We start from the raw sequence: 18689 nt of genomic DNA, 5'->3' as shown, positions 1-18689 counted from the left end.
CGCATCCTTATCCTTGAGTTGTGCCGGTTTACACCGGCACGCCGCTGTGGAAGCGAAACTCGTTGTCCGGTGTCGAGATAAGTGTGGCTTCAATTTCGCCAAAAAGCTTTATGCGCGGTGAGATATCGTCGTCGCTCACCTGCCGGGCGAGCGTCAGGTAGTCCTGATAGTGGCGCGCTTCCGAGCGCAGCAGCGAGAGATAGAACTTCTGCAGGTCGTCGTCGAGGAACGGGGCCAGCGCGGCGAAGCGTTCGCAGGAGCGGGCTTCGATGTAGGCGCCGCAGATGAGCTTGTCGATCAGCGTCAGAGGCTCGTGGGTGCGTACTTCCTTCAGCATCCCTTTGGCGTAGCGGCTGGCGGTGATTTTGACGTACGGAATGTCGCGGGCCAGCATCGCCTCGCGCACCTGCCAGAAGTGATGCAGCTCCTCTTTGATCAGCAGCACCATGCTGTCGATGAGCGCCTGGCCCCACGGGTCGTCGGTTTTGGGCATCACGCTTTTGCCAATCTGCCTGTGCAGGGCGATGAAGTCCGGCTCCGGGCCGTCGCGGAAGGTGAACTGTTCGTAGGGCTTGAGCCAGTCGAGCAGCGCGTCGGCACCGCTTTCGTCGGCGACGTATTTACGCACCAGCAGCAGCGCGGTCTGGGCGGCCTTGAGCTCGCACACCATGTGGTCGGTGAGCAGCAGCGGCAGGTTCGCCGGATCGCGGGCTTTTTCAATCCATGCTTGCGGGGTCGGGCACTGGAGGAAGTTGAGTACGGGGGCGAGTATCTGCGGGTAATCCATGGTTCTGCCTTGAAAAAGCGGTAGCGCGCGCCACCGCCTGAAACGCTTAGTGACGCACGCCGTCGTCGTCTTCGTCGACGTAATCTTCGTCGTCGCCTTCTTCGCCGTCTTCACCGTTCGGATCTTCGAAGTAGGTTCCCCAGCCGTCGTATTCCACGTCAAACTTCTCGGCCAGGTTCATCAGCTGTTCGACCTGCGCGTCGATCAGCTCCGCCTTCAGCGCGCCTTCGCTAAGGATGTCGCAGCAGATGACGGTGTCGCCCTCTTCCACTTCCAGCTCTTCCGGCTCGGTCACTTCGTAACCCAGCTTGAAGGCTTCTACCGCCATTTTTTCCAGCGCGTCGAAATCATCCGCAGAGAAATGGTGCTCGATGGTGTACAGCGCGTCCGGATCGCTACCGTCTTCCAGCAGCTCTTCAATAATCAGACGCGTCTCTTCGCGTTGCTCTTCCAGTAATTCCGGGTTTGCCATGGCTCAATCCTCTTTAAAGTGCGGCAGATACTTCTATTTTCACACACGGACGGGTTTGCCTCCACCTTTGTTGGAAAGATTTGTGAAACGGGGTTGCAAATGAATAATTACACATATAAAGTGAATTTTAATTCAATAAGTGGCGTTCGCCATGTGAGGATAAAATGTCTGATCTGTACAAGAAACACTTTCTGAAATTGCTCGACTTTACCCCTGCACAGTTCACTTCTCTGCTGACCCTTGCCGCACAGCTCAAAGCCGATAAAAAAAATGGCAAGGAAGTACAGAAGCTTACCGGTAAAAACATCGCGCTCATCTTCGAAAAAGACTCGACCCGTACACGTTGCTCTTTCGAAGTTGCCGCATTTGACCAGGGCGCGCGCGTCACCTATTTAGGGCCGAGCGGCAGCCAGATTGGGCATAAAGAGTCAATTAAGGACACCGCGCGGGTTCTCGGGCGGATGTACGACGGCATTCAGTATCGCGGCCACGGCCAGGAAGTGGTCGAGACGCTCGCGCAGTACGCGGGCGTGCCGGTGTGGAACGGGCTGACCAACGAGTTCCACCCGACGCAGCTGCTGGCTGACCTGCTGACCATGCAGGAGCACCTGCCGGGCAAGGCGTTTAACGAGATGACGCTGGTCTACGCGGGCGACGCGCGCAACAACATGGGCAACTCGATGCTGGAAGCGGCGGCGCTGACCGGGCTGGATCTGCGCCTGGTGGCTCCGAAAGCCTGCTGGCCGGAAGAGAGCCTGGTGGCGGAATGCAGCGCGCTGGCCCAGAAGCACGGCGGGAAAATCACGCTGACGGAAGACGTGGCGGCGGGCGTGAAGGGCGCGGACTTTATCTATACCGACGTGTGGGTGTCGATGGGTGAAGCCAAAGAGAAGTGGGCGGAGCGTATCGCGCTGCTGCGCGGGTATCAGGTGAACGCGCAGATGATGGCGCTGACCGGAAACCCGGACGTGAAGTTCCTGCACTGTCTTCCGGCGTTCCATGACGACCAGACCACGCTCGGCAAGCAGATGGCGAAGGAGTTCGACCTGCACGGCGGGATGGAAGTGACGGACGAGGTGTTTGAGTCGCCGGCGAGCATCGTGTTCGACCAGGCGGAAAACCGGATGCATACGATTAAGGCGGTGATGGTGGCGACGCTTGGAGAGTGATTGGGTCTTCTGCGCGCTGGTGCCCTCACCCCGGCCCTCTCCCACGGGGAGAGGGAGAAAACACTAAAAACGACAACAGCGTTATCGTCGGGCAGAAAAATTCATTTTACTGACGCTTTTTCAGATAGGCATTAACCATAATAGATATTTATATTTTTATTGACCATTATTTACTGAGTAGATAATGGTTAATATCAGGTCATTATCAATTACAAAACACCGTATATTATCGGCGTAACATTTCCTTATTGCTGCATTTCGTTAATAAGGATTATTTATGTCATGGAATAAGCATGAAGCTGTGTCATACGCCCGTAGCCACGCACTAACCCATACTGGACACTATTGCGCTCGCGCAATCGCCGCCGCCATTCGAGCCGGAGGGCTTAAAATCGAAGGGGCCAACCTATCGCCAACTCCAGCCAGCCGTAACCTTATACAGGCATTATTAATATGAATAAGCTCATCTTAATTGTGTTATTCAGCACAGCCGCATTGGGGGCCGAAGATTTTCAGATACCGATGCAGCGTGCCCTTGAATTCAATCGCTGGTACGTCAAACAGGTGAACAACGATCGTTATCCCATCCAAGAGGGAAATGAAATCGATAAGTTCGTTACGGCCAGCACCATGAAAAAATTACGTCATGCAGACGATCCCCGTTATGCCGACGCTGAATTTTACGAGGCTGATTTTTTTATGAAATCGCAGTATATCGGCGAGGACTGGGCTGAGAATGTGGCTATTGATTCGTATGTTTCAGACCCGGTCTGTGTAAACGTGAATATCACGTTTGGCAAAAAGACCCAGCACACAGTCATTGATTGCATGGTTAAAGAAGATGGGGTCTGGAAAATCCAGTCTGTTGCCGCCCGGGATAATAATTGATGCCCCCCGCTAACAATAATGTAGCCGCCTTTGTTGCCGGGTGGCACTGCGCTTGCCCGGCCTACACAACCCGTAGGCCCGTGCAAGCGTAGCGCCGCCGGGCAAATCAGGCAGCCTCTCTCCCACGGGCAGAGGGAGAACACCGGCTCCATTTCATTGATTTTTCACCCCGAAAAAGGTACGTTTTCGCCTTAATTCCAGCGTGGACATACCAGCATTATGCCGATTATTCAGTCTGTTGAACGTGCGTTGCAGATCCTCGACCTGTTCAACGAGCAGGCCACCGAGCTTAAGATCACCGACATCAGCAAACTGATGGGGCTGAGCAAGAGTACTCTCCACTCGCTGCTGAAAACCCTCCAGCTTCATGGCTATATCGATCAGAACCCGGAAAACGGTAAGTATCGCCTCGGCATGAAGCTGGTCGAGCGCGGCCATTTTGTCGTGGGCTCCATCGATATTCGGCAGAAGGCAAAAGGCTGGCTGACGGAGCTGTCCCGGCGGACCGGGCAGACCACCCATCTGGGGATCCTGGACGGGCGTGAAGGGGTCTATATCGAGAAGATTGAAGGCAAGCTGGCCGCCATCGCCTATTCGCGCATCGGCCGCCGCCTGCCGGTTCACGCCACCGCCATCGGCAAGGTGTTGATTGCCTGGCTGGGCGAGCCCGAGCTGAACGCCCTGCTGGAGGGCTATCAGTACACCACCTATACCCCTTCCACCCTCGCCTCTCGTGAAGCCTTAATGAGCGCCCTGGCGCAGACCCGCGCGCAGGGCTATGCCCAGGATAGCGAAGAGAACGAGCAGGGCGTGCGCTGCGTGGCGGTGCCGGTGTGGAACCACGAGTCCCGCGTCATCGCCGCCCTGAGCCTGTCGACGCTCACCTCACGCGTGGACGACGCCGAGCTGGCCCGCTTCCGCGAGCAGCTTCAGCAGGCCGGGCTCGAGCTGTCACGCGCGCTGGGCTATACCGGCTCGTAGGTGAAGTAGTCGAAGTCCGCGTGGCAACCGTCGCCGCTGATGTCCTCGCAGTGCAGCCCCACAAACGCGCCGGTGAAGAAGCCGCGCCCGCCGATGTAGTCGTCCGACAGCTTCCACGCCTCATACGTTACCGGGACGGTGTGCCACGTCTCGCCGTCAAACGAGTAGCTGTAGCGGTAGACCAGCGTATCCACGTCCACGCGCAGCCAGACGCTCTCCGCGCTCTCCGGCACCGGAATGGGGTGCTCGTGCAGCGGCCATGACGGCACGTTGTGGTCGAGCTGAATAACCTTGATGGTTCTTCCCTGCCCCTCCTCGTAGTCCACAAAGCAGTAGCTCCAGTTTTTGCTGTTGTAGTAGCAGGTCAGCCCCGCGCTCTGCTGGAAGTGGACCGGCGAAAACTGCATCCGCGTTTCTGAACGGAAGGTGAAGTGCTGCCAGCGGCGTGCCACGGTCGACTGGGTAAAGGTCGAGTTGAGCGAGTCGTTGCCGTAGAGCCGTAAATAGCCGGGGCGGGCGGTGAGCGAGCCGAGGGTGTCGTCGAACGGAATGCGCAGGGTCTGCAGTTCCGGGTCAAGCGAACTGGCGTCGAAATCCTCCCGCCAGCTGCCCTGAACGGCTGCAGGCTGCTCCGCCACCTGCGGGCCTTTCACGGTCAGCTGCGCGTGCTTGCCGCCTTCCACGTACGGCCAGCCGTCGCGCCATTCAATGCGGGCGATGCCGGTCTCGCGCCCCAGCGGGCAGTAGCCGCGCCCGCCGGAGGCCAGCAGCGGCACGCCAGGCAGGCGCAGCGGGCGGCTGGTGAGGTAGGCCATGTACCACTCCCCCGTGTGGGTCTGCAGCAGCGAGCCGTGGCCGCTCTTCTGCAGCGGGTTCTCCGGCAGGTGCCAGCTGGTCATCATCGTTACGTCCGGGTGCAGCTCGTACGGCCCGTCGATGTTTTTGGAACGCAGCACCACGACGGCGTGCTCGTAGCTGGTTCCTCCTTCGGCCACCATCAGGTAGTACCATCCCGCGTGGCGATACAGGTGCGCCCCCTCGGTGTAGCAGAGCGGCGTGCCGGTAAACAGGGTTTTGCGCTCGGGCGAGAGCGTGCCGGTCTGCGGGTCAAACTCCTGCATCACGATGGTGTTGTGCGGGTTGCTGTGGTGGCGCGGCCCCCACGGGCGGTAGAGGTAATATTTGCGGCCATCGTCGTCGTGGAACAGGGACGGGTCAAACCCGCCGTTGCCCATCGGGATCGGCTCGCTCCACGGCCCCTCGATGGAGGGCGCGGTAACGAGGTAGTTGCGGCCGTTTTTCCACGGCGAGTCGACAATCTTCACGTCGGTGTAGAGCAGCCAGAATTTGCCGTCGGCGTAGCTCAGGCACGGTGCCCAGATGCCGCCGGAGTCCGGGTTGCCCTTCATATCCAGCATCGACACGCGGTCCAGCGGCGTGCTGACCAGCGACCAGTTTTTCAGGTCGCGAGAGTGGTAGATGCGCACGCCCGGGAACCACTCGAAGGTCGAGGTGGCGATGTAGTAGTCCTCGCCCTGGCGGCACAGGGACGGGTCCGGGTTGAAGCCGGTGAGTATCGGGTTGGTGATTTCCATATTGCCTCCGGTTAATGGGATGCGGCTGTCGCTGCGTCGGGAATGGCCTCGCCCTGCGCCGCGCGGTGTTTGATCAGCTGCTGGCTGATGGCCTCCACGCGGGCGTCGGTGAGCTTGTAGAACGACAGCATGATGAACATGCCCGCGTAGAGCACCACCGGCACCACGCAGAACAGAATTTTGATGGTGGTGAGCACTTCGACCGGCTGCACGCTGCTGCTGGCGGAGTAGTTCACATACGCCAGGATCCAGCCCACCACCGCCCCGCCAATCGCCAGGCCAATCTTCAGGCTGAACAGGTAGGTGGAGAACACCAGCCCGTCGAGTCGGCGCCCGCTGCGGCTCTCTTCGTAATCCACCACGTCAGAGGCCATCAGCCACTGCAGCGGCGTGGTGGTGTTAAAGACGAACAGGAACAGGATGTTGAGGGCAAAAATCAGGGCGATATGCTCCGCCGGGGTGACGAAAATCAGCAGGCTGATGAGCGAGTAGGCGACGATGATCCACTTGAAGGCAGTGACGCGGTCGAAGCGTCCCAGCAGACGGGACGAACAGAGCGAGCCGAACATGGTGGCGAGGCTGCCGTAGAGTAAGAACTGGGTCGCCATCTCCGGGTGATCCATCACGTATTTCACGAAGTAGAGCGTCGCCCCGCCGCGCACCACGTTGGAGCATGTCGCCATCATCTTGAACGCGCACATGATCCGCCACTGGCCGTTGCCCAGCAGCAGCCTGAGATCTTTCGCCACCGACGAACCCGGCTGAACCTCAAAGGTGTAGCGCTCTTTGGTCGTGAAGAAGCAGACGTAGAGCAGCACCACGCCGCTCAGCCCCAGCACGCACATGGCGCCAAAATAGCCCACCTGTTCGTCCCCTTCGCCGATGATGCTGACCAGCGGCAGCGCGATGCCGCTGATGGCGAGCGAGCCCGCCGCCGCCAGGAAGAAGCGCCAGGACTGCAGGGCGTGACGCTCTTTCGGGTCGGCGGTGATGACGCCCGGCATGGCGCAGTACGGCACGTTAACGAAGGTGTAGACCAGAGTCAGGAGAATGTAGGTCACGCAGGCGTAGATGATCTTGCCCTGCGCGGAGAAGTCCGGCGTGTAGAAGGTCAGCACGCAGACGATGCCAAACGGGATGGCGCCCCACAGCAGGAACGGGCGGAACTGGCCGTGCCGCGTGCGGGTGCGGTCTACCAGCAGCCCCATCAGCGGGTCAGTGACGGCGTCGAGCACGCGGGAGACCAGAAATAGCGTGCCCATAATGCCCGCCGACAGGCCGAAGACGTCGGTGTAGAAGTAGGCCAGCAGGAACATCGTGGCCTGCCAGACGAAGCCGCAGGCGGTGTCACCCAGCCCGTAGCCAATTTTGTCTTTCATGGTTAATTGCGTCATCAGAATTACACCCTTATGTAGTGTGCTGAATTACAACATCGTGTTAATAGAGTGTAATGAGCTGTTCAATTAACCAGCAATGGTCATATCTTATTTCTGAATTACGTTATTTTGCTTTTGTGACGCCGACGATATATCTCAACCTATTGTTTATATTATTAAATAACAGAAACAGAAAAGCCGTCCGCGGAATATTTCCCGCAGACGGTTTTATCTCTGAAAATAATTAAATGCCGAGTGCTTTTTTACCGGCGTTAATTACCTCAATGATTTTATCGGTGTCATAAATACAGCCTTTCCAGGTGCCGCCGCTGACCGACTGTAATGCTGCCCACAGGCGGGTGTCGTCCGGCAAAAAGTCGTGGGCGTGCAGGTCCGGGTGCGTCTGCCGCATTGCCAGCTCGCGCGCGCCCTCCTCCGGCGTCAGCGGGTTGTCCACCTTGCCGATAAAGTTCACGCTACCTGTTAATGTCAGCCGGTCGACGGCTATCTCGATAATGTCATTATCGCGCAGCTTGCCAATCGGCCCGCCCGCCAGCGCCTCCGGCGACACGTGGCCGAAGCAGGCGCCCGTCGACACGCCGGAGAAGCGCGCATCGGTGATTAACGATACCGTTTTGCCCCACGAAATATGCTTCAGCGCGGAGGTAAGCTGGTAGGTCTCTTCCATGCCGGTGCCGGACGGCCCGCCGCCGATCACCACCATGATATCGCCCTGCTTGATCTCTTCCCGCTTGATGGCCTTGATCGCCTGCGCTTCCGAGACAAACACCCGCGCCCGACCGGTGTGGCGGTAAACGCCATCTTCACCGACGACCGACGAGTCGATCGCCGTGGCCTTGATCACCGCTCCTTCCGGCGCGATGTTGCCCGTCGGGAAGCAAACCGTTGAGGTCAGCCCTTTCGCTTTTGCCTTCTTCGGCGGCAGGATCACGTCATCCGGATCCACGCCGTCCTGCTCGTGCAGGCACTGGCGGAAGCGCGCCCGGCGCTCGGATGCCTGCCACCAGTCAAGGTTCTCGCCCACCGTCTGGCCAGTCACGGTCATGGCGTCCAGGTGCAGCAGGCCGAGATCGCGCAGGTGGAGCATTACCTCCGGCACGCCGCCCGCGAGGAAGGCGCGCACGGTCGGATGATAGTCCGGGCCGTTGGGCAGCACGCTCACCAGGCGCGGCACTTTACGGTTGACGCGCGTCCAGTGCTCAACGTCCGGGATCGTGCAGCCCGCCGCGTGGGCGATGGCCGGAATGTGTAGCAGTAAGTTGGTGGAGCCGCCGAACGCCGCATGGATCACCATCGCGTTTTCGATGGCTTTGTCGGTGAGGATATCGCGCGTGGTGATGCCGCGGTTATCCAGCTCGCTGACCGCGCGCGCCGACTGGCGGGCGATTTCCAGCCACACCGCCTGCCCGGACGGCGCCAGCGCGGAATGCGGCAGCGCCAGACCCAGCGCCTCCGCGACCACCTGAGAGGTGCCCGCCGTGCCGAGGAACTGACATCCGCCGCCCGGCGAGGCGCAGGCGCGACAGCCCAGCTCGGCGGCCTCCTGCAGGGAGAGTTCGTGGTTGGCAAAGCGCGCGCCGATGGTCTGCACCTTGCCCGCGTCTTCCCCCACGGTTGGCGGCAGCGTCGCCCCGCCCGGCACCAGAATGGTCGGCAGGTCGTGCATCGAGGCCAGGGCAATCATGGTGGCGGGCAGTCCTTTATCGCAGGTGGCGACGCCAATCACCGCCCGACGCGTCGGCAGGGAGCGGATCAGGCGGCGAAACACGATTGCCGCGTCGTTGCGGTACGGCAGGGAATCGAACATGCCGTGCGTGCCCTGCGAGCGTCCGTCGCACGGATCGCTGACGAAGGCCGCAAACGGGATCCCGCCGCTGCGGGTGATCTCCTTCGCCGCCGCCTGCATCTGCATGCCGATCTCCCAGTGCCCGGTGTGGTAGCCCAGCGCGACCGGGCGTCCGTCCCCGGCGCGGATGCCGCCCTGGGTGCCGATGATCAGCACCTCTTTCCCGGTCAGCCTGTTGGCGTCCCAGCCCATCCCGGCGTTCTGCGTCATGCCGAACAGGTTGCCGCTGGGAGATTCCATCAGCATCTGCGGGGTCAGCGGCAGCGCGCCCTGCGGCCCCGCCGCGTGGGTGATCACCGCATAAAACGCGTCGTCCTGTGGGGTGAAAATTTTCTCAATGGTCATCGTTATCGTCCGGCTCAGCAGAGCTTGAGCTGTTGCAGCAGGGTTTTCAGCTGCGCCTTACGCGGCTCGTCCAGCGGGGAGGCGGGCGGCAGCACGTGCGTGGAGACAGGGCGACCGCAGAGCACGATCGCCTCTTTAATCACGTTAACAAACGGCGTATCCAGCTGATACATCTGCGGGATTTGCAGCAGGGTCTGATGATACTCAGCCGCTTTCGCCACGTCCCCGTCGCGCCAGGCTTTCAGAAGATTCACCGACACCTGCGGGGCAAAGTTACCGCTCGCCGAGATCGCCCCGTCGCCGCCGAGCAGCAGGGTATTAAAGAGGTGATCGTCGTAGCCGCAGAGCACCGTGAAGTGCGGATGGGCGCCTTTGACGGTATGGATCATGCTGCGCAGGTGGGCGACGGAGTCGATGGTGTCTTTGATGCCGACGATGTTGCTGCGCGAGTCGGCCAGGGTTTTGACCAGCGCCGGGGTCAGATCCTGCCCGGTCAGCGCCGGGAAGTTATAGAGCATCACCGGCAGCGTGACGCTGTCCGCCACCTGCTCGAAGTAGCGGATCAGGTTCGCTTCCGACACTTTCCAGTAGTAGGGGTTAATCACCACGATGCCGTCCGCGCCCGCCTGCTGCGCGTGCTGGCTCAGCTCAATGGTTTCCCGGGCGTTGGTGCCGCCGGTGCCGATCAGCACCGGCACGCGACGATCGACGTGATCGATAGCAAAGCGGGCAATTGCTTTACGCTCTTCGGCGCCGAGCTGGGAGAACTCGCCGCCGCTGCCCAGGAAGAACAGGCCGTCAACGCCTGCTTTGATGAGATCGTCGATCAGCGCGGCGGTGCCCGTCTTATCGAGCTGGCCGTCGGCGGTAAAGATGGTGGAGACAGGGGGAATGATTCCCGTGAACAACGCGGACTTCGGCATGAGATCTCCTTGCTGAATCATTTTGTTCTACATTATAGAACATCGTTCATTATTTTAACGATCATACTATGACGCAGAAAAAGCGCAGGTAAATGGGAAGGGAAGAGGGAGTGTGGGAAATTTAAGCTGGATCACATATTGCGTTGGTGCGGTCTGGTGCCCTCTCCCACGGGGAGAGGGTGTAAAAGTTCCCTCTCCCCGTGGGAGAGGGTTAGGGTGAGGGTGAGGGTGAGGGTGAGGGTGAGGGGTCAGGGTTACTCCACCACCATTTTAACAACCACTTTCCTGACCTTCGCAGGCGCGCCCACCGCGCACAGCGGCTTGTGCACCTCACCCGGCCAGAACACCACAAAATCCCCTTCGCTAAGCACCACGGTTTTCTCCTGCTCGCCTTCCGGCAGGAACGCGATGTCTTTGTCCGCCAGCCAGTCGGTGTCGGGCGTGCCGTGCGGCAGGGTGCTGAAGGTCATCCCCTCCTGGCCCTTCATGATTATCTGGATGTCCAGATAGCGCGCGTGGTACTCGGCGCGGCGCTCGGCGAACGGCTGGGTCATGTCTTCCGAGACCAGATAAAACAGGCTGCTGCCGTTGATGTCGTGCTTGCCGAGCGGCGTGGCGTCGGTGACGTGGGCTTTAACGTGCTCGATGGCCTGACGCAGATCGTCAGGCAGCCAGGAGTGCAGATGGTGGATGTTGCCGATAATCATGTGAAATCTCTCTATGTAAAACAACGTTTCATTTTTATCTCTTATACGAGAGTTAAGGCTGCCATACCAGCGCTTTTTAGACGGGTTTTGCGCGAACGCATGTTTATCGGGAATGGTGTTAATTTGCTGTTAAGCCCTCGCAGGCATTTATGCAGTCATTATGCATATCTTCAGCTCTTCGTTATCACGCCCTTGCGCTAACTCATTGATCGCCAGGCCTTAACAACAAAACTCGCTACCGCTTCACATTTTATCACTTTGATAATTTGCTATTAAATTCAATAAATATTTATTGATTTTCCTTAAGCCAAAAATAGTTAATTAGCAATAATGCATAGTCATTCCACAAAAACTATAAAAACAATTAAAATCAATACCTTAACAAAATATTTCAAAGCATTAAATTCTACAAAACACTAACAAGTGAAAATAATGACAACGGATAGTGCTTAGCTATTCACCTCGCCAGAATAATCAATTAATCATTATCTGATGCGAATCATGCAAATGAAAACAAACCGCTTAATATCCATTTTCGCGTGAGCAATATCACAATACGGATTATTTAACCCCCTAGTATGAATCACGAAATCAATTGAGCTTAGCCGCCATGAAATTAAACACATCACATGGCGCATGCCCTTTTTATTCTGAAAAACAGTTAAAGGAATAATTATGGAAAAGCATTACGTCGGTTCTGAAATTGGTCAATTGCGTAGCGTTATGCTGCACCGTCCTAATTTAAGTCTGAAACGTTTAACGCCATCAAACTGTCAGGAGCTGCTTTTCGATGACGTGCTCTCGGTTGAGCGGGCGGGTGAGGAGCATGACATCTTCGCCAACACGCTGCGCGAGCAGGGTGTGGAAGTCCTGCTGTTGACCGACCTTCTGACGCAATCCCTTGATATTGCAGAAGCGAAAGCCTGGCTGCTGGATACCCAAATCTCCGACTATCGCCTCGGCCCAACCTTTGCCGGCGACGTGCGCGGCTGGCTGGCAGATATGCCGCACCGGGAACTGGCGCGCAGGCTGAGCGGCGGATTAACCTACGGCGAAATTCCGGCGGCCATTAAAAATATGGTGGTGGATACCCACACGGCGAATGATTTTATTATGAAGCCGCTGCCGAACCATTTATTTACCCGCGATACCTCATGCTGGATTTATAACGGCGTCTCTATTAACCCAATGGCCAAACCGGCCCGTCAGCGCGAAACCAATAACCTGCGGGCAATATATCGCTGGCACCCGGCGTTTGCCGACGGCGATTTTATTAAGTATTTCGGCGACGAGAATATTAATTATGACCACGCCACGCTAGAAGGCGGCGACGTACTGGTGATTGGCCGCGGGGCGGTACTGATCGGCATGTCCGAGCGCACGACGCCGCAGGGCGTGGAGTTCCTCGCCAACAGCCTGTTCAAACACCGTCAGGCCGAGCGCGTGATCGCCGTTGAGCTGCCAAAACACCGCTCCTGCATGCACCTCGACACCGTCATGACCCACATCGACGTGGACACCTTCTCCGTCTACCCGGAAGTGGTGCGCAAGGACGCCCAGTGCTGGACGCTCACCCCGGACGGACGCGGCGGCCTGCTGCGCACTCAGGAAACCGACCTGCTGCACGCCATCGAGAAAGCGCTCGGCATTAGCCAGGTGCGCCTGATCACCACCGGCGGCGACGCCTTTGAGGCCGAGCGCGAGCAGTGGAACGACGCCAATAACGTGCTGACCATCCGCCCGGGCGTGGTGATCGGCTACGAGCGCAACGTCTGGACCAACGAGAAGTACGACAAGGCGGGCATCACCGTGCTGCCTATCCCGGGCGACGAGCTCGGACGCGGCCGCGGCGGCGCGCGCTGCATGAGCTGTCCGCTTGAGCGCGACGGAATTTAAAGGAGCCATCATGGAACGAAAACCCACTCTGGTTGTGGCCCTGGGCGGCAACGCGCTGCTCAAGCGCGGCGAGCCGCTGGAAGCGGATATCCAGCGCCAGAACATCGAGCAGGCCGCGCGCACCATCGCCGGATTAACAGAACAGTGGCGCGTGGTGCTGGTGCACGGCAACGGGCCGCAGGTCGGGCTGCTGGCGCTGCAGAACAGCGCCTACGACAAAGTCACACCCTACCCGCTGGACGTTCTCGGTGCCGAAAGCCAGGGAATGATCGGCTACATGCTTCAGCAGGCGCTGAAAAACAATCTGCCGCAGCGCGAGGTGAGCGTCCTGCTCACCCAGGTGGAAGTGGACGCCGCCGACCCGGCCTTCAGCAACCCCACCAAATACATCGGCCCGGTCTACAGCGAAGCCCAGGCGAAAGCGCTGGCCGCGGAAAAAGGCTGGGTATTTAAGGCCGACGGCAGCTACTTCCGCCGCGTGGTGCCGTCACCGCAGCCGAAGCGCATCGTCGAGAGCGACGCCATCACGGCGCTGATCCAGCGCGATCACCTGGTGATCTGCAACGGCGGCGGCGGCGTGCCGGTAGTGGAGAACGCCAACGGCTATCGCGGCATTGAGGCGGTGATCGACAAAGACCTCTCCGCCGCCCTGCTGGCGCGCCAGATCGAGGCCGATGCCCTGCTGATCCTGACCGATGCCGATGCGGTGTACCTCGACTGGGGCAAGCCGACCCAGCGCCCGCTGGCGCAGGTGACGCCGGAGCTGCTCAGAGGCATGCAGTTCGACGCCGGATCGATGGGGCCGAAAGTGGCCGCCTGCCGCGAGTTCGTTGAAGCCTGCAATGGGATAGCCGGGATCGGCGCGCTGGCCGACGGCGCGGAGATCCTCGCGGGCGAGAAAGGCACGTTGATTCGCAACTGAGTCGTTTTCCCCTCACCCTAACCCTCTCCCCGTGGGAGAGGGCCGGGGTGAGGGCATCAAACAGCAAATTTTAAAAAGGATTTACCCATGACCATCAATCTGAAAAACCGTAACTTCCTGAAACTGCTGGACTACACCCCGGCGGAGATCCAGTACCTGATCGACCTCGCCATCGAGCTGAAGGCCGCCAAAAAAGCCGGACGTGAAAAGCAAACCCTGGTCGGGAAAAACATCGCTCTGATCTTTGAAAAAACCTCCACCCGCACCCGCTGCGCCTTCGAAGTGGGCGCGTTCGATCAGGGCGCGCAGGTGACCTATCTCGGCCCAAGCGGCTCGCAGATTGGCCATAAAGAGTCGATGAAAGACACCGCCCGCGTGCTGGGCCGCATGTATGACGGCATCGAGTACCGCGGCTACGGCCAGGCCATCGTCGAAGAGCTTGGCGAGTACGCGGGCGTGCCGGTATGGAACGGCCTGACCGACGAGTTCCACCCAACGCAAATCCTCGCCGACCTGATGACCATGCTGGAGCACGCCCCGGGCAAAACCCTGCCTGAGCTGAGCTTTGCCTATCTCGGCGACGCGCGCAACAACATGGGCAACTCCCTGATGGTCGGTGCGGCCAAGATGGGGATGGATATCCGCCTCGTCGCGCCGAAATCCTTCTGGCCGGAAGCGGGGCTGGTTGAACAGTGCCGCGCCATCGCGAAAGAGACGGGCGCGCGCATCACCCTCACCGACGACGTGGAAGAAGGCGTGCGGGGGGCCGATTTCCTCTACACCGACGTGTGGGTCTCCATGGGCGAGCCGAAGGAAGCCTGGGCCGAGCGCGTCAGCCTGATGAAGCCGTATCAAATCAACGCGGACGTGATGAAGGCCACCGGCAACCCGAACGTCAAGTTTATGCACTGCCTGCCGGCGTTCCACAACGAACACACCAAAGTGGGCCGCGAGATCGAGATGGCGTACGGCCTGAAGGGGCTGGAGGTGACGGAAGAGGTCTTCGAATCACCGAACTCCATCGTCTTCGACGAAGCAGAGAACCGCATGCACACCATTAAAGCGGTCATGGTGGCGACACTCGGCGACTAATCACCGCCCGGCGCGCCAAGGGGTGCGCCGGGTTTAAGGAGAACATCATGGGCAAGTTTAAGTTTCCCTCCGCTTACACCATTCTCTTTTTCCTGATTGCCGTTGTGGCGGCGCTGAGCTGGGTCGTCCCCGCCGGTCAGTACCAGATGGCGATGAACGAAACCCTCGGTAAAGAAGTCCCGATTGCCGGAACGTACGCGCACGTGGCGGCACATCCGCAGGGGCTGGTTTCCGTCCTGATGGCGCCCATCGCCGGGCTGTACGATCCGGTCTCGGGCCAGGCCGGGGCGATCGACGTCGCGCTGTTTATCCTGATCATCGGCGGTTTTCTCGGGATCGTCACCAAAACCGGGGCGATTGACGCCGGGATCGAGCGCGTTACCACCCGGCTGCGCGGGCGCGAGGAGTGGATGATCCCGATCCTGATGGCGCTGTTTGCCGCGGGCGGCACGATTTACGGCATGGCCGAAGAGTCGCTGCCGTTCTACACCCTGCTGGTGCCGGTGATGCTGGCCGCCCGGTTCGATCCGGTTGTCGCCGCCTCTACCGTGCTGCTCGGGGCGGGGATCGGCACGCTCGGCTCTACCATTAACCCGTTTGCCACGGTGATCGCCGCCAACGCCGCCGGGATCCCCTTCACTAACGGTATCGCCCTGCGCGTGGCGCTGCTGGTCATCGGCTGGATCATCTGCGTGGCGTGGGTGATGCGTTACGCCCGCAAGGTGCGCCAGGATCCGTCGCTGTCGATCGTTGCGGATAAGCAGGAAGAGAACCGCGCCCATTTCCTTGGCAATAAGGGTGAGCAGACCCTGGAATTCACCCTGGTGCGCAAAATCATCCTGGTGATTTTCGCCCTCGCCTTCGCGGTGATGATCTACGGCGTGGCGGTGCTGGGCTGGTGGATGGCGGAGATCTCGGCGGTGTTTCTCGCCAGCGCGATCATCGTCGGCCTGATTGCCCGCATGAGCGAAGAGGAGCTGACGTCGACGTTTATCAACGGCGCGCGAGATTTGCTGGGCGTCGCGCTGATTATCGGCATCGCGCGCGGTATCGTAGTCATCATGGATAAGGGCATGATTACCCACACCATTTTGCACAGCGCGGAAGGGCTGGTCAGCGGGTTGTCCACGGTAGCGTTTATCAACGTGATGTACTGGCTGGAGGTCGTGCTGTCGTTTCTTGTGCCTTCTTCATCCGGCCTGGCCGTTCTGACGATGCCGATCATGGCGCCGCTTGCCGATTTCGCTAACGTCAACCGCGACCTGGTGGTGACGGCTTACCAGTCGGCCTCCGGCATCGTTAACCTCGTCACGCCCACTTCTGCCGTCGTGATGGGCGGGCTGGCTATCGCCCGCGTGCCCTACGTGCGTTATCTGAAATGGGTGGCGCCGCTGCTGGGCATTTTAACGGTGGTGATTATGGTGGCGTTAAGTCTGGGTGCCTTGTTGTGATTTGCCGGATGGCGCTGCGCTTATCCGGCCTACGGATCGGTGCGGTGCCACCGGTTATTTCAGGAACTGATATGGGAACTATGATGGATTACGAAGAGTACTCTCCCAAAGAGCAACTACAGCTGACGGTCTGCCAGCGCCTGATCGCAGAAAAGAGCTATCTTTCTCAGGAGGAGATCCGCCGGGATTTGCAGGAGCGTGGTTTTGAAACCATCAGCCAGTCCACCGTTTCACGTCTGCTTAAATTGCTCGGCGTCATAAAAATTCGAAATGCCAAAGGGCTAAAGATTTATTCGCTGAATCCCCAGCTGCGCCCTGCCCCCGACGCCGCGCGTACCGTGTCCGAAATGGTGGTCAGCGTCGAGCACAATAGCGAGTTTATCCTTGTTCATACCGTTGCCGGATATGGCCGCGCGGTGGCGCGTATTCTGGATTATCACCAGCTACCGGAAATTTTAGGCGTGGTGGCCGGCAGCAGTATCGTCTGGGTCGCTCCCCGGGTCGTGAAGCGCACCGCACTGGTGCATAAGCAAATTAATTATTTACTCAGAACGCATTAATATTCATAAAGAACCGTTTGCATTGAGTAAAGCGTGCATTAAATCGCTTGATCCGAAAAGCGAGCTGCGTATAATGCCCGACAATTTGCCGGGAGGAAGCATGGTCAAGCGTGTACGACATAACGTCTTACCGCGTCTGAAATCAGACGCTGGCCTGCCGTTTTTCTTCCCGTTGCTAAACCTATTCCCAGAGCCCCTCATTTGAGGGGCTTTTTTTTGCCCGGCGTCAGGAGATAAACATGAATCCGCTTTATCAAAAACACATCATTTCCATAAACGACCTCAGCCGCGAAGAGCTGGAACTGGTTCTGGAAACCGCGGCAAAACTGAAGGCCAATCCGCAACCGGAGCTGCTGAAGCACAAGGTGATTGCGAGCTGCTTCTTCGAAGCCTCGACCCGCACCCGCCTCTCCTTTGAAACCTCCATGCACCGCCTGGGCGCGAGCGTGGTGGGCTTCTCGGACAGCAGCAACACGTCGCTGGGTAAAAAAGGCGAAACCCTGGCGGATACCATTTCAGTGATCAGCACCTACGTCGACGCGATTGTGATGCGTCATCCGCAGGAGGGTGCGGCGCGCCTGGCGACCGAGTTTTCCGGCGGCATTCCGGTGCTGAATGCCGGTGACGGTGCCAACCAGCACCCGACGCAGACCCTGCTGGATCTGTTCACCATTCAGGAGACGCAGGGCAAGCTCGAGAACCTGAATATCGCCATGGTTGGCGACCTGAAGTATGGCCGCACCGTCCACTCCCTGACCCAGGCGCTGGCGAAATTTAACGGCAACCGCTTCTTCTTCATCGCCCCGGACGCGCTGGCGATGCCGCAGTACATTCTCGACATGCTGGACGAAAAAGGCATTCAGTGGAGCCTGCACGCCAGCATCGAAGAGGTGATGAGCCACGTGGATATTCTCTACATGACCCGCGTGCAGAAAGAGCGTCTGGATCCGTCCGAATACGCCAACGTGAAGGCACAGTTCGTGCTGCGCGCCAGCGACCTCGAGGGCGCGCGCGACAATATGAAGGTGCTGCACCCGCTGCCGCGCATCGATGAGATCACCACAGACGTGGACAAAACGCCGCACGCCTGGTACTTCCAGCAGGCAGGAAACGGCATCTTCGCCCGCCAGGCATTACTGGCACTGGTTCTGAATCGCGAATTAGCTCTGTAAGGGGAGACGACCATGACGCACGATAACAAACTCCAGGTTGAAGCCATCAAGCGTGGCACCGTGATTGACCACATCCCTGCGCAGGTGGGCTTTAAGCTGCTGACGCTGTTCAAACTGACCGAAACGGACCAGCGCATCACCATCGGCCTGAACCTGCCGTCCGGCGAGATGGGCCGCAAGGACCTGATTAAAATCGAGAACACGTTCCTGACCGACGAGCAGGTCAACCAGCTGTCGCTGTACGCGCCGGACGCCACCGTCAACCGCATCGACGAGTATGAAGTGGTCGGCAAATCCCGCCCGAGCCTGCCGGATCGCATTGAAAGCGTACTGGTCTGCCCGAACAGCAACTGCATCAGTCACGCTGAGCCGGTTTCTTCCAGCTTTGCAGTGAAAAAACGTGCCGATGACATCGCGCTCAAATGCAAATACTGCGAAAAAGAGTTTTCTCATTATGTGGTGCTGGCCAACTAATTGAGGTTGGTA

Annotated in this window: 19 protein-coding genes and 1 pseudogene; 12 read left to right on the top strand and 8 right to left on the bottom strand. The window is 58.9% G+C overall.

Annotated elements, in window-relative coordinates; genetic code table 11:
* Positions 1–28: 28 nt before the first annotated feature.
* Positions 29–787, bottom strand: a complete 759-nt coding sequence (gene miaE, locus ACOTZC_RS07120; RefSeq protein WP_126303674.1) for a tRNA isopentenyl-2-thiomethyl-A-37 hydroxylase MiaE — start codon at positions 785–787, stop codon at positions 29–31.
* A 46-nt stretch (positions 788–833) separates the two neighbouring features.
* Positions 834–1259: a ribonuclease E inhibitor RraB gene (rraB, locus tag ACOTZC_RS07115; protein ID WP_008501374.1), complete on the bottom strand. Its 426-nt coding sequence runs from the start codon at positions 1257–1259 to the stop codon at positions 834–836.
* A 99-nt stretch (positions 1260–1358) separates the two neighbouring features.
* On the opposite strand from rraB, the gene argL reads away from it, so the two are divergent.
* From argL to xynR, 4 genes are all read left to right on the top strand, one after another.
* Entirely contained in the window at positions 1359–1454 is a 96-nt protein-coding gene (argL, locus tag ACOTZC_RS07110) for a putative translational regulatory protein ArgL (protein WP_213014347.1), read from the top strand.
* Positions 1424–2428, top strand: coding sequence for an ornithine carbamoyltransferase (argF, locus tag ACOTZC_RS07105; protein WP_126303676.1), 1005 nt, complete (start codon positions 1424–1426; stop codon positions 2426–2428). Before argL ends, argF (ACOTZC_RS07105) begins: the two co-directional genes overlap by 31 nt.
* 453 nt (positions 2429–2881) lie before the next feature.
* A complete protein-coding gene (locus ACOTZC_RS07100) occupies positions 2882–3316 on the top strand; it encodes a DUF3828 domain-containing protein (RefSeq protein ID WP_023310210.1) in 435 nt (144 codons plus the stop codon).
* A 219-nt stretch (positions 3317–3535) separates the two neighbouring features.
* Positions 3536–4297, top strand: a complete 762-nt coding sequence (gene xynR, locus ACOTZC_RS07095; protein WP_248191541.1) for an IclR family transcriptional regulator — start codon at positions 3536–3538, stop codon at positions 4295–4297.
* Here xynR and ACOTZC_RS07090 read toward each other — a convergent pair.
* From ACOTZC_RS07090 to ACOTZC_RS07070, 5 genes are all read right to left on the bottom strand, one after another.
* A complete protein-coding gene (locus ACOTZC_RS07090) occupies positions 4282–5892 on the bottom strand; it encodes a glycoside hydrolase family 43 protein (protein ID WP_421635692.1) in 1611 nt (536 codons plus the stop codon). The genes xynR and ACOTZC_RS07090 overlap by 16 nt on opposite strands.
* 11 nt (positions 5893–5903) lie before the next feature.
* On the bottom strand, positions 5904–7286 hold the full coding sequence (locus ACOTZC_RS07085; RefSeq protein WP_421635691.1) for an MFS transporter: 1383 nt from the start codon (positions 7284–7286) through the stop codon (positions 5904–5906).
* A gap of 226 nt (positions 7287–7512) precedes the next feature.
* On the bottom strand, positions 7513–9480 hold the full coding sequence (gene yagF, locus ACOTZC_RS07080) for a xylonate dehydratase YagF (RefSeq protein WP_126303684.1): 1968 nt from the start codon (positions 9478–9480) through the stop codon (positions 7513–7515).
* Between the two features lie 14 nt (positions 9481–9494).
* Entirely contained in the window at positions 9495–10403 is a 909-nt protein-coding gene (yagE, locus tag ACOTZC_RS07075; RefSeq protein ID WP_126303686.1) for a 2-keto-3-deoxygluconate aldolase, read from the bottom strand.
* Between the two features lie 254 nt (positions 10404–10657).
* Positions 10658–11110 (bottom strand): YhcH/YjgK/YiaL family protein, encoded by a 453-nt coding sequence (locus ACOTZC_RS07070; protein ID WP_126303688.1) that lies wholly within the window; start codon positions 11108–11110, stop codon positions 10658–10660.
* 675 nt (positions 11111–11785) lie between these two features.
* Between ACOTZC_RS07070 and arcA the strand changes: the two genes are divergently transcribed.
* From arcA to ACOTZC_RS07045, 5 genes are all read left to right on the top strand, one after another.
* Entirely contained in the window at positions 11786–13006 is a 1221-nt protein-coding gene (gene arcA / locus ACOTZC_RS07065) for an arginine deiminase (RefSeq protein WP_023310203.1), read from the top strand.
* A 10-nt stretch (positions 13007–13016) separates the two neighbouring features.
* Entirely contained in the window at positions 13017–13928 is a 912-nt protein-coding gene (gene arcC, locus ACOTZC_RS07060) for a carbamate kinase (protein WP_045348354.1), read from the top strand.
* An 87-nt stretch (positions 13929–14015) separates the two neighbouring features.
* Positions 14016–15020 (top strand): ornithine carbamoyltransferase, encoded by a 1005-nt coding sequence (gene argF / locus ACOTZC_RS07055; protein ID WP_045331738.1) that lies wholly within the window; start codon positions 14016–14018, stop codon positions 15018–15020.
* Positions 15021–15067: 47 nt separating this feature from the next.
* Positions 15068–16471 (top strand): YfcC family protein, encoded by a 1404-nt coding sequence (locus ACOTZC_RS07050; RefSeq protein ID WP_213751718.1) that lies wholly within the window; start codon positions 15068–15070, stop codon positions 16469–16471.
* Positions 16472–16551: 80 nt separating this feature from the next.
* Positions 16552–17031 carry an arginine repressor gene (locus ACOTZC_RS07045; protein WP_029739272.1) on the top strand — a complete coding sequence of 160 codons (480 nt, stop codon included), beginning with the start codon at positions 16552–16554 and terminating at the stop codon, positions 17029–17031.
* Between the two features lie 3 nt (positions 17032–17034).
* Here the strand turns inward: ACOTZC_RS07045 and ACOTZC_RS07040 are convergent.
* Positions 17035–17152 (bottom strand): annotated as a pseudogene (locus tag ACOTZC_RS07040) (hypothetical protein).
* Here ACOTZC_RS07040 and ACOTZC_RS07035 point away from each other — a divergent pair.
* Genes ACOTZC_RS07035 through pyrI form a run of 3 tightly spaced genes read left to right on the top strand, consistent with a single transcriptional unit; the run spans position 17132 to position 18677 of the window.
* Positions 17132–17236, top strand: coding sequence for a pyrBI operon leader peptide (locus ACOTZC_RS07035; RefSeq protein WP_022646880.1), 105 nt, complete (start codon positions 17132–17134; stop codon positions 17234–17236). The pseudogene ACOTZC_RS07040 and the gene ACOTZC_RS07035 overlap by 21 nt on opposite strands.
* Before the next feature lie 34 nt (positions 17237–17270).
* Entirely contained in the window at positions 17271–18203 is a 933-nt protein-coding gene (gene pyrB / locus ACOTZC_RS07030; protein WP_023310198.1) for an aspartate carbamoyltransferase, read from the top strand.
* A gap of 12 nt (positions 18204–18215) precedes the next feature.
* Positions 18216–18677, top strand: a complete 462-nt coding sequence (gene pyrI / locus ACOTZC_RS07025) for an aspartate carbamoyltransferase regulatory subunit (protein WP_023310197.1) — start codon at positions 18216–18218, stop codon at positions 18675–18677.
* Positions 18678–18689 lie beyond the last annotated feature (12 nt).

The sequence above is a fragment of the Enterobacter cloacae complex sp. SHL009 genome, assembly GCF_049237205.1.
In the GTDB taxonomy this organism is placed as follows: Bacteria; Pseudomonadota; Gammaproteobacteria; order Enterobacterales; family Enterobacteriaceae; genus Enterobacter; species Enterobacter cloacae_M.
The sequence above is the reverse complement of the archived record's forward strand: the minus strand, read 5'-3'. Positions and strand labels throughout refer to the sequence as shown.